The following is an 11,930-nucleotide window of genomic DNA, read 5'->3' as shown; positions in this document are numbered from 1 at the left end:
AGGCAAAAAACTTATATCATAAAGCCATGTACTTTAATATGATATATTACATTAATATACCTAGAGAGCATGCGAATGAAAAATGCGCCCAGACAAAATTTAACCCATCAATTAACCAATGATCTTGGTTTAGCGATAGTACAAGGCACCTATCCTGTTGGGACGGGTTTGCCGTCTGAGGCAGAATTATGTGTCGAGTATGATGTCAGCCGCAGCTCTACCCGAGAAGCCGTAAAAATGCTCTCCGCAAAAGGATTGATTTCATCCCGTCCGAAACAAGGCATACGCGTGCTACCCGAAAGTAATTGGAATATGTTCGATACCGATGTACTGCGGTGGATTTTGAGCAGTAAACCCTCGTTAGCCCTGTTAAAGGAATTTACGCAGGTACGAGTAGCGCTTGAACCCCAAGCTGCTGCTTTAGCGTCAGTAACGGCCAGTTACAAACAATTAGAGGCGATTGAGCAAGCCTTAGGCAGGATGATCGAAGCGGAACAAGGGTTAGATGATCCTTTAGAAGCCGATATTGCTTTTCATACCAGTGTACTGGCCGCCAGTAATAATCGGTTTTTTTTACAGCTTACTGAATTTATCAGCACTGCGCTGCGCGTGAGCATTCGATACACCAATCGGATTAAAGGGGTACCGGGTGCCGATGTGCAAAAACATGCGGATATCTTAAACACGATTAAATCTCGTAACCCTGAGCGCGCTAAAAAAGCCGTTGAGGCCATTTTAGACGAGGCGCTAGAGCTTATTGAATCGAAATTGGAATAAGACCGCCAATACGCTACGCAATCTGTCATACCGTGACATCACACGGTATGACAACAAGGTTATTCGCTACGACAATTATGCCTCTGTAATCGCCGCCAACTCATAAATCAGCGCACTTTGCGGTAACGTGATCGGTAACTGCATGCCAAATTGCATTAATACTGCGCCGCTAAACACCTGTTTATTAATATTCCGCATTAACGAAGGCGTATGCTCTTTTAAGACCGTAGGCCAAACCAACGAGAGTGTGTAGTGCTTATTGGCATCTAAGCCAACAAAACGTAAGCGTTTCGGTAAGGTACGGCCACTTTCAACAACACTGTTATACGCGAATAGCGCCAACGTTTTCTCTTGATTGACCAAACCAAAATTAATACTCAGCTTGTCGGTATCTAGTCGGTGAAGTTGCGCATTATGGATAAAATCGCGATAGTGTTTATGTAACGCGATGGCTGCAGTTAAGGTGTCTTTTTCAGCGTCGGTAAGCTCACGCGGATCCATTTCAATGCCCATATGCCCAAAAAACGCTACGGCAGCCCGCATTTCCATGCTCACGCGTCGCCCAGTGGTATGACAATCACGTGGCCCTACATGCGCGCCCATCACATCCGATGGAAAGAAAAACGAGCAGCCACGTTGAATAGCTAAACGATCCAGGGCATCGTTGGAGTCTGACGTCCACACCCGATCGGTATAACGTAATACGCCGTAATCAATCCGAGCCCCACCCGATGAGCAGCTTTCAATCTCCAACCCCGGGTGTGCTGCTTTAATTCGGGCAATTAATTGATAAAGCGCCAGCGTTTGCTGATGCACTGCCGGTTTCCCGAGTGCATTACCCGGGTGATTTAAATCACGGTTAATGTCCCATTTGATGTACTTGATTGCTGGATACTCTCGTAAGATGGCATCGATAGCAGAAAACAAATACGCCACGACCTCTGGCCGCGTTAAATCCAGCACCAATTGATTACGAAATTTTAGCTGCGTATTGTTGGCGGTTTGTAGCACCCAATCAGGATGAGCACGATACAAGTCACTGTCGGGATTAACCATTTCTGGTTCAAACCAAATTCCAAACTCCATCCCTAAGCTATTAACATAGGCAATAATCGGCTGTAATCCCTCAGGATAAACCGTTTTATCTACGATCCAATCCCCTAAGCCCGCCCTATCATGTCGACGCCCCTTAAACCAGCCATCATCTAACACGAAGCGCTCTACGCCTAAGGGCGCCACATGATCCGCCAATTGCTTAAGTGTCTCCACATTATGATCAAAGTAAATGCCCTCCCAAGTATTGTAATGCACTGGGCGTGGCTTACTTCGTTGTGCTTTGCTAAGCAACTGCTGGCGCACATACTGATGAAAATTGGCAGATAAGGCACTGAAGCCTTCGCTTGAGAATGAGCTGTATAACGTAGGACTGGTGTAGCGTTGCTGAGCCGTTAATTGTACTTCACCGGGTAAAAGTAATTCCCCCATTTGTACATAACTGCGACCATCCGCTAATAGTTCAACGCGGGTACGATGATTGCCCGACCAGCCTAAATGAAATCCAAAGCATTCACCCACTTGTTCGGTACACGCCGCATGATGCACCAGCACGCCCGGGAAATTGTCATGCGAGGTTTTACCTTTGCGATTCTCGCGAAAGTACGCCCCGACAAACAAGTCGCGACGGTGCTGCTGAAATTCATTAGACCAACGCCCCTCAAAGCCAGTAACTTGCGTGAGATGATCAGGCAGTAGCATGGTGGGTGCCGCACACCAATTAACCAGTAGCGTTCGGTCAGCATTATTTATGATGGTGGTTTCGCTGGCTAATACATTGCTGAGTGGATCAAGCAAAAAATCATGCTCAAGGGTCAACTGTCGATGGACATCCGTACAAGTTAATCGCACGCTGTGTACTGTTGGATAACTCACCGCAACTAATTGTGGCCCAAAAGACCATGCTAAGGCTTCATCATGCAATTCAATCCCTGGCGCGCCAGTAAAGCCTTCACCGTTTAAAGGTGTTAATGAAATTGGGACTTCATCTACTGACGCACATTTCGCTTCTTGCCGCTGGCTTAATGCTTTTAAACTTGCAGGTGCTATCTCGGGGCTCAGTGCCGTACCAAAGTACAAGATCGCGGGCGTCTTCGCTGTACAATCAATAATTAAAGTAAGTAAGGCGCTGTCTAACCGGACATAGGGGGGCATTTGTTGCATACGCGGCTCCACAAAAAAATTTTACTGGCGTAAGGGCGTTCGTCTTAATACGCGATTAGACAGATACCCTAAATAATAATAGTATATATCATATAATTTGTGTGATTGTCGATAATCCGCTGCGTCCTTGCAATAGGATCAGCCTAGTCGGCAGTATTTAGTTCATCCCAAGGTAGGAGAGCGTTATGTTAGGTGTATGTTATTACCCAGAGCACTGGCCAGAATCGATGTGGGCGCAAGATGCGCAAGAGATGGCTGCGCTGGGCTTAAAATATGTGCGGATAGGGGAATTTGCTTGGTCACGCATTGAATCTGCCCCTGGGGTCTTCCACTTTGAGTGGCTCGATCGCGCCATTGCGACGCTCGCGGATGCGGGACTTAGTGTGATTATGTGTACGCCGACGGCAACACCGCCAAAGTGGCTAATTGATTTGTATCCCGATATTTTACCCGTCGACGTAAAAACGGGCACCACACGCGGTTTTGGTTCACGTCGGCATTATGACTTTTCTAGCGAGAATTTTTTCCGCGAAGCCATGCGGATCACTGAGGTACTCGGTCAACGCTATGGCGAACATCCTGCAATTTGTGGCTGGCAAACCGATAATGAATTAGCCTGTCATGATACCACCCACAGTTACTCAGCCAATGCAAAAGCAGCATTTCAACAGTGGTGCCAACAACACTATGGCAATATAGATAACTTAAACCAAGCCTGGGGCAATGTGTTTTGGTCAATGGAATACCAAAACTTTCAGCAAATTGAGTTGCCTTATTTAGCCGTTACCGAAACCAACCCATCGCATAATTTGGCTTATCGGCGTTTTAGCTCCGATCAGGTTATTCGCTTTCATGATGAAATGATTGCGATTTTGCGCCGTTATGCACCAAACCGTTTTATCACTCATAACTTTATCCCGATGAGTGATACCCAAACCGATAACGCGGCACTCGCTAAACAATTAGATTTTGTGAGTTATGATAATTACCCCTTGGGTCGCACCGATCTCTTTTTTGCCAATGCCGCAACGCCCAACTTTAAACGTTACATGCGTACTGGCCATCCTGATTATGCCAGCTATGCTTTTGATCAAAGTCGCGGTATTAGCCATGGTCCTTTCTGGATCATGGAACAACAACCTGGCCCAGTGAATTGGGCACGGCACAATCCACGTCCTGAGCCGGGCATGGTCAGATTATGGTCATGGCAAGCTTTTGCTCATGGCGCTGCTACGGTATGTTTTTTCCGTTGGCGTCAGGTGCCCTTTGCGCAAGAACAAATGCATGCGGGGTTAAAACGCACAGATAACTCGCCGGCTACCGCCTATGCAGAAATTCAACAGCTGAAACAAGAACTGGCTAAATTACCCGCGTTACCTGAAACGCCAGTCGTAGCAGAAGTCGCCATCGTTACTGAGACAGTGGCGCAATGGGTCACGGAGATTGAACGGCAGGGTGACAGCTATAATCAGCAGCAAGTCGAATTTGCTTACTACAGCGCCCTACGTAAGTTGGGTATTACTGTCGACTTTATTGGACAGGATGCTGATCTCAGTGCGTATAAACTGATTATCGCACCGTGTTTACCTATTGTTAGCAAAGCCTTTGTTGATCGCTGTGCAAGAAGCAATGCCGCGTTAGTATTTGGCCCCCGCAGCGGCGCAAAAACGCCTGATCTCACACTTGCGCCCAATTTAGGACCAGGCTTATTGCAGCAACTGATACCGGTAAAAGTATTAAGCGTAGAAACTACCCGCCCAGATTGCCACGATGCCTTACATTTTGCCGACAAAACCTATGAAAGTGCGCGCTGGCGTGAGGAGTTGTCAGAGCATGCTGATTTAATGGTAGTTGCGCGCTATCACGATAATACCCCTGCCATCGTGCAAGCCCAGCATAACTATTACATCGGTACACTAACGTGCGATACGTTCTTGTATGATTTCTTTGCTGCACTGGCTAAGCAGTATGGAATTACCACTGTGCAGCTCGCTGAAGATTTACGCTTGGTTCGCCGTGGTGATCTGACCTTTATCTTTAACTATGGCGCCACAGCCGCCACACTGAACTTGCCTGCCACTACGCAGTTTGTGGTGGGTTCTAATCAGATCAATCCGTTTGATGTGGTGATTTACCGCTAAACTCCCGCCTGTAAAAAACCGGTGTATTTAGCAAAATACACCGGAAACACCCCAGGAACAGAACTCAGTAACGGCTATCACACCTCTGGTGCAATTCGCCCAGCCCATTGTGTTTGTTGTTTAAACACAAACTTATTCATTAATAACGCGACTGCGATACAACTAAACAAGGTAACAGGCATTAAATGGATATAGTGCCAGCTCACAAAAAACGGCGAGAACGAAAAGGTCATACCGCCATACAAGAATACGCCAAAAATCACCGCGGTTATGGCAGCACGCGCATCAACATTTTTAAACAATAAACCCACAACAAAAATAGATAAAATAGGCATGCTGAGAAGGCCGTTTAGTTGCTGCAGTAAATTAATAATGCTCTCAGCTTGTTGATACACTGGCACTAACACCAGTGTAAGTGAGGTCAGTAATACCGTGACTATACCGCTTAGTTTAATCACATTTGGATTTTTCTTTACGTAGGCTTCGTGAATATCACATACATAAAGCGCGGTAGCCGAATTCAGTAAACTATTATAGGTCGATAACACCGCAGCAGCAATGGCTGCGGCAAAGATCCCCGTTAACCAACCAGGCATTAAATCGCCAACAATTCGACCATAAGCGGCATCGCCAATTTGACCATAGAGCTTATAAGACACAATTCCTGGGATCACCACAATGGCCGGCACAATTAATAGCCGAATGGCTGCTGCGACTAGCACACCTTTTTGGGCTTCTTTAACATTAGGCGCCGCCATTGCTCGTTGCGTGATGGTTTGGTTTGTTCCCCAATAGTATATTTGGATAAACAGCATACCCGTGAATAACGTGGTCCACGGGATCGGCGAGTCGGGTCCACCAATCAAGGTTAAGCGTTCCGCAGGAATGCCGCTAAAATCAAAATCGATCGCAAATAACGCCAAAATGACAATCAAAATGGCCATACCTAGTACTAATACGCCGTTGTAGGTATCAGAAACGGCAACCGCGCGTAATCCACCAAAAAAGGCGTAAAGTGCACCAATAACTGCGAAAATAACCGAAATAAACTGAATAGACAGATCAATTTTAAACATGCTCTGCATAAAGAGTGCGCCAGAGTAGATTACTGCCGGCATGTAAATAAAAGCATTGCCCAAAAAGAACAAACCGCCAATCACTGCCCGAATGTGGATATTGTTATAACGCTTCTCTAATAACTCCGTGGTCGTCGTACACTTGTAACGGTAGTACACCGGCAAAAATACTTTTGCCAAAATAATGAGACCAACTACTGCCGCTAACTCCCACCAGACCAGCAACATCATTTGATTGCCGTTCATGCCCACTAATTGATCAGTACTCAGATTGGTTAAAGTAATGGAGCCTGCCACAAATATCCACGTTAAACCGCCACCGGCTAGAAAGAACTCTTTATTTTGGCTATGTAAATGGCGATTTTGACCGCGACACTTTAAATAGGTTAACAGGCCGATTAAGGCCGACACCAATACAAAAATAGAAAGTTGAATGTAATTATCCGTCATGTTTTATTATCTACCTTGTTCAAAAAACTAAAACGCCACGGCTCTTTGGCCATGTTTGCGTTGCGTTTAGTTACGTCGTAATGGCCAACTTTATGTGCTTAAGCACAGCATGAGGTAGCGCGTTATTATGTTTATTTATTAAGGTGTTTAGTTGTAACAGCGACAGCAACAATGCATAAATTGGCAACAACATACCTTGCTGTTGCAGGTGCTGTAATTGCGCTGCTGACAATTGTGCTAACCGATCTTCATTGATGGTATACAAGCCAACAATTTGCTGCTCATCCACAGCGCTTTGCAGTACCAACGTAATAGGCTGCAATAACCCTAATGTCGCTAGCTGTTGTAAAAAGGTGTAGGTTAAAAATTCATTTTGCAGATCGGTCTCGACCAGCTTTTGCCGACGCAGTAACTCAGCAGACGCCTGTTTTCTGTCATCAAACAAAGCGATCCCCTGCTGTTGCTGACTGGCTTCAGTAAAAATGCCTAGGCTAACGGGTCCTCGCTCAGATCCTGGCAAAGCACATAAAGGATAGGTTTGCAGATACGCAGGCACATACGTGGCCTGCCACTGCCCCTGCGCCACCCATAAATTGCGCCCAGGCTGTACACTACAAAGCCCCGATAATGCCCATTCGCCATAGGGCGTTTTACTAATAAATACCGGTATATCACAGGCTAGCTGCGCTAACTCAGTAACACGTAAATTGATTAAATGCTGAGTGGCTATAACGCTAAGGGCTTGCTGCTCTGACACCCTGACAGCCGCATGCTGTTCAGCATTTAATGCGATAAAATCAGCCATAAAAATCCTTAGGCATGTGCTTGCCGCAACCATTGTTCAATATACTGGCGATGCGTTGGCAGTGCGCCCAGCATTTGCTGCGTTAATTGCTGGTTCTTACGCAAAATTTGCGCGGCTTGCTGTGATTGATTGTAAAGGTAAGGTCGCTGGCTAAAATCGGGTTTAAAGCCCATGCCATACATCACATATTGATAGCTGGCGGCAGGAAACAACTCTAACGGCCCCTGAAAATCCTGTGTCGTTGGCCCTCTGCTACGCCAGAGTTGTAAATCTTCAACTAAACTCTGCGGCATGGTGCTAGGATCTAAATGTGCTTGCCAGTAAGGCTCTGGCCGTTTCGTTAGCATGTAATGCAGCTTTAAAAAATCAATGATCCGCTGCCAACGATAACCCATTTGTTGATTAAAACGTTTCGCGACTAAAGGCATATCTGCTGTGTCGGCCGGTAAATTTTCTGCCACAAAACGCGCAGAAAGCTCAACGAGCATAATAGCAGTGGCCTCAAGCGGTTCAACAAAGCCTGCTGACATACCAATTGCTACGCAATTATTGGCCCAAAATTTTTCACGATAGCCCGACTGATAACTGATTTTACGCGCGGTCAGCCCGTCTGCGGCCGGACCAATATAACGACGTAAATTATGCTCAGCTTCATCATCACTCAAGAATTTACTGGCATACACATGGCCGACACCCCGACGATGGGTTAAACCAATATCCCAAATCCACCCCGCATTTTGCGCGGTAGCAATGGTATGGCAGGCGACAGGGCTGTCTGGTGACGGATAAGGTACTTGCATAGCCAATGCGCGATCATTAAACAATAAATGATCCATAGAGTTAAACGGAACCTGTAGCGCTTTACCCAATAAAAGAGAAGCTAACCCCGTGCAATCGATATATAAATCAGCAGTAAAAGGCGTAGGTTCGTCACGGAAGAGTAAACCGCTGATATTGCCCGTCGCATCCAGCGTACAGTGCTCAAGCGTCGCAATTTTATGCTGAACGCCCAGCGTATCAATACAATGACGTTTTAATAGTTCGGCAAATGCCCCAGCATCAAGATGATAGGCGTAATTACACTGCGCCTGATATTCCCCTTCCGCTAAAGTACGGGGAGCTAAACCGGCTTCACAAATATGATGCTGAAAATTCGTTTCTTGTGCGTATTCGCTGATATCTGCAACGTAAGGCGCTAAATCAATACGGCCGTAACCCAGTGGCACGGTGAACGGGTGATAATAAAAATCGCCATCGCCCTTTACCCAATTGACAAACTTACCACCTTGCTTAAACACGGCATGACATTTTTCAAAAAAATCACGCTCTTTTAATCCAATCTGTTGCAAGGTATTACGCATCGTAGGCCAGGTACCCTCACCTACGCCAATGGTGGGAATATCGGAGGCTTCAACCAAGGTGACACGGATCCCCTCTGCAGCATAGCTTTTATGCTGCGCGGCAATAATCGCTGCCGCTAACCAACCCGCCGTTCCACCACCCACTATCACAATCTGTTTAACGGACTTGACCATATTCATTCTCTGCGTCAATGACTACTCAACGTGGTACTGTTGAACATAACCACATTAAAACATCATGTATATATCCAAGTAACTTCAAGATGTAGATTTAAGTTGGCTAGAAAGCAATTAATGAGGTGATAGCATGCACTATCACCTCATTCACCTGCTAGGCAGTTGCTTTACACTTAGAACTTAGCACGCACGCCCACCGCATAACGTGAACCGTTATCTTCTAACGAGAATAACTGGTTTTTAAAGCGGCCCGTTTGTCTTAACTCTTCACCTGTTACGTTAATGCCTTCAAAGAAGAACGTGAGGTATTCGTTGTAATCGTAGCTGGCGCTAACATCCCACTGACCAAAACGCTCTGTGTTAACCGGCTCACCATTAAACCCGTTATCAATGGCTCGTAAAAAGGCTTCACGATTATTAAAGGCGACTCGAGCTTGCCATGGGCCTTGCTCGTAAAACACCACTAAGTTTTGCGAATCGCCTAGCCCTTCTAAGGCAAAGCGCGTGGTGCTATCCGCCGTTAAGCTGATATTGCTATCAACCACTGTCGCGTTGGCTGACACACCGAAGCCATTATCGAACATGTGCGTCCAGGCAATTTCGTAACCAGTGATTCGAGCCGATTCACCATTTTGTGGTCTGGCAACGACAAACTGCTCAGACGATCCATTTAACTCCTCGGTAGTACTGATGATACCGCTCGCACACAATGGCGAATTGGTCACGTTACAGTTAAAGTTTGGCCCAACCCGATCGGTCATGTTGTACACTTCAGTACCGGTTAAGGTAACAATAAAGTCTTCAACTTCTTTATTAAAGAACGCCACACTAAATAAGTTGGCATCGTTGTAATACCACTCGTAAGAAATATCCCAATTTGATGCGCGGAACGGTTTTAACGCCGGGTTACCACCACTTGCTGATAAGTTCTGTCGACGAGGCTCGTTAAAGTTAGTCGCCGGTGACATTTGTGACATCGTTGGCCGCGTGATTGTATCGTAAGCCGCAAAACGTAAGATCATGTCGTCGGCAATGCCCAGTTTAATGTTTAAATTAGGCAATAAATTGGCATAGCTTGAGCCTTGTTCAATCTCAGTTGCTGGGCCAAACACGTTAGCAAACAAGGTTGGATCGGCTGTGGGCACAATATCCGTCACAAAACTTTGAATTGCCGTTACTGATACATCGGTGGAAGCATAACGCGCACCTAAGTTCACCGTAACAGGCATACTACCGATATCGTATTGCAAGGTGAAATCGGTATACAGACTAGTTATGTCTTCATTGATGCGATAACGGTTATTTTGTAAGGTCGGTACAATCGGGAACCCAGAATCGGCAAGAAATTTATTCATTAAATCGCCGTCATAGGTATAAAAGGTATCAATTAAACCTGGGAAATAGTTTTTCGCCGTGTAGGGTCTGAAATTAATAGCATCAAGCGGTGCCGCTGTACCGTAACCACAAAACACGCACTGGCTACCGCGAATTTGGAAGCTTGATTTCTCCCGCTCCTGCCGATACACACCAAATTGTGCTTTTTCAAAAACATCACTGTTTGGGGTATAGATAAAATCGGCTTTCAGCTCGTTAATTTCATCTTCATTGGTAAAACCTAATCCAATGTCGTTGTAATGCATACGTGCTAAATTGGGATTAGGCAAGGAACTGCCACCAAAGCCAGCATGTGTTACCGTAGGGTATTTACCTGTTGCATCAAAGGTATAATCATTAATCATGCCCACTACGTTAAAGCGATCGCGACCGGCAATATCATTTTCGGCATTAGAGGTAGATAAATCAAATTCAGCTTTAAGTTGCTCATTGATGCGCCATTCAACATTAGCACCATAAGCATTGGTGGTGCTGTAACGTGAGTTCCGCGTTGTAGATACAAAGTCAGTTGCTGGATCACCACTGCCTTGGTGTAAGCCACGCTCTTGTGTAAAACGAAGCAAGGTTCCCGTTGCAGGATCAACGACCGCACTGCCCACGCGATCCGCTTCAAACCAAGAAGCTAAGTCAGTAACTTGGGAGTCCACATCAAATTTTGACATTAAACCATCTAATGTAATCGTAATATCTTCAGACGGGGCATATTGGAAAACTAGGCTCGCATTGGTACGCTTACGATCTTGTTCATCAACGATTTGATCCCAGTTACGTGGAATATATACGTTAGTCGCGAGCACACCATCACGACGGTTTGATACCGTTTGTCCACCTAACCAACCGGCAGTATTGATTTGGTTAATTTGTACCTTACGCTCTTGTTGGCTCACCGCCACTAATACACCAACCTTTTCATCTAAAAAGGTATTGGTGATTAAGACAGAACCTGAAGGCGAGGTTTCTTCAGACAAACTCTCGTACATCGCTTTTACTGAGCCAACAACTTGGAAACCAGTGAAATCGAATGGTCTGGCGGTTGTTACATTAATAGTGCCACCAATACCACCTTCTTGTAGGGTTGCGGTAGTAGATTTAAAGACGTCGGCACCGGTAATTTGCTCTGCTGCCAGCACATCAAAGTTGAATTCACGACCATCGGTATCGGTGGCAAATTGCCGGCCATTTACCAATACGGTGTTAAATTGTGGACCAAAGCCACGAATAGTCACTGCTTGACCTTCACCACCACTACGATCAATCGATACACCCGTGATACGTTGTAATGATTCAGCCACGTTTAAATCTGGAAACTTACCTAAATCTTCCGCTCGGATGCCATCTGACACAACAGAGGCAGATTGCTTGTCGATCATCGACGAGCGTAAGCTGCTACGAATACCTTTAACGGCGATAACTTCAATATTGTCTTCTGCGCCAGCGGTGGTGGTTTGTTGTGCATATACCTGACCGCTTGTTGCCAAAACAGCAGCAACAGCCATGCTAATTGCCGTTTGTTTGGATAATAATGTTATAT

The 11,930-nt window shown here is 45.8% G+C and carries 7 protein-coding genes; 2 read left to right on the top strand and 5 right to left on the bottom strand.

Annotated features, from left to right (window positions below; translation table 11 throughout):
- Nucleotides 1-75 precede the first annotated feature (75 nt).
- A complete protein-coding gene (locus tag IE070_RS08490; RefSeq protein WP_189482441.1) occupies nt 76-777 on the top strand; it encodes a FadR/GntR family transcriptional regulator in 702 nt (233 codons plus the stop codon).
- 75 nt (nt 778-852) lie between these two features.
- Here the strand turns inward: IE070_RS08490 and IE070_RS08485 are convergent, their stop codons facing one another.
- The gene (locus IE070_RS08485) at nt 853-2,994 is read right to left on the bottom strand and encodes an alpha-galactosidase (protein WP_189482438.1); all 2,142 of its coding nucleotides are present in this window, start codon (nt 2,992-2,994) and stop codon (nt 853-855) included.
- 185 nt (nt 2,995-3,179) lie between these two features.
- Here IE070_RS08485 and IE070_RS08480 point away from each other — a divergent pair, with 185 nt between their 5' ends.
- Complete coding sequence (locus IE070_RS08480) at nt 3,180-5,135, top strand: beta-galactosidase (protein WP_189482437.1); 1,956 nt, start codon at nt 3,180-3,182, stop codon at nt 5,133-5,135.
- 77 nt (nt 5,136-5,212) lie between these two features.
- Here the strand turns inward: IE070_RS08480 and IE070_RS08475 are convergent, their stop codons facing one another.
- From IE070_RS08475 to IE070_RS08460, 4 genes are all read right to left on the bottom strand, one after another.
- The gene (locus tag IE070_RS08475) at nt 5,213-6,661 is read right to left on the bottom strand and encodes an SLC5 family protein (RefSeq protein ID WP_189482435.1); all 1,449 of its coding nucleotides are present in this window, start codon (nt 6,659-6,661) and stop codon (nt 5,213-5,215) included.
- Nucleotides 6,662-6,731: 70 nt separating this feature from the next.
- Complete coding sequence (locus IE070_RS08470) at nt 6,732-7,466, bottom strand: SapC family protein (RefSeq protein WP_189482433.1); 735 nt, start codon at nt 7,464-7,466, stop codon at nt 6,732-6,734.
- A gap of 8 nt (nt 7,467-7,474) precedes the next feature.
- Nucleotides 7,475-9,001 carry a tryptophan halogenase family protein gene (locus tag IE070_RS08465; RefSeq protein WP_189482431.1) on the bottom strand — a complete coding sequence of 509 codons (1,527 nt, stop codon included), beginning with the start codon at nt 8,999-9,001 and terminating at the stop codon, nt 7,475-7,477.
- 176 nt (nt 9,002-9,177) lie between these two features.
- On the bottom strand, nt 9,178-11,895 hold the full coding sequence (locus tag IE070_RS08460; RefSeq protein WP_189482616.1) for a TonB-dependent receptor: 2,718 nt from the start codon (nt 11,893-11,895) through the stop codon (nt 9,178-9,180).
- Nucleotides 11,896-11,930: the final 35 nt, after the last annotated feature.

The organism is Alishewanella tabrizica (genome assembly GCF_014652375.1).
Taxonomy (GTDB): domain Bacteria; phylum Pseudomonadota; class Gammaproteobacteria; order Enterobacterales; family Alteromonadaceae; genus Alishewanella; species Alishewanella tabrizica.
This window is presented reverse-complemented; position numbering and strand designations above follow the sequence as displayed.

What these genes read in the sequence shown, in the direction of transcription:
- IE070_RS08480 (WP_189482437.1), top strand. Translation starts at nt 3,180, where the DNA reads ATGTTAGGTGTATGTTATTACCCAGAGCACTGGCCAGAATCGATGTGG.
- IE070_RS08460 (WP_189482616.1), bottom strand. Translation starts at nt 11,895, where the DNA reads ATGGCTGTTGCTGCTGTTTTGGCAACAAGCGGTCAGGTATATGCACAA.
- IE070_RS08475 (WP_189482435.1), bottom strand. Translation starts at nt 6,661, where the DNA reads ATGACGGATAATTACATTCAACTTTCTATTTTTGTATTGGTGTCGGCC.
- IE070_RS08465 (WP_189482431.1), bottom strand. Translation starts at nt 9,001, where the DNA reads ATGGTCAAGTCCGTTAAACAGATTGTGATAGTGGGTGGTGGAACGGCG.
- IE070_RS08485 (WP_189482438.1), bottom strand. Translation starts at nt 2,994, where the DNA reads ATGCAACAAATGCCCCCCTATGTCCGGTTAGACAGCGCCTTACTTACT.
- IE070_RS08490 (WP_189482441.1), top strand. Translation starts at nt 76, where the DNA reads ATGAAAAATGCGCCCAGACAAAATTTAACCCATCAATTAACCAATGAT.
- IE070_RS08470 (WP_189482433.1), bottom strand. Translation starts at nt 7,466, where the DNA reads ATGGCTGATTTTATCGCATTAAATGCTGAACAGCATGCGGCTGTCAGG.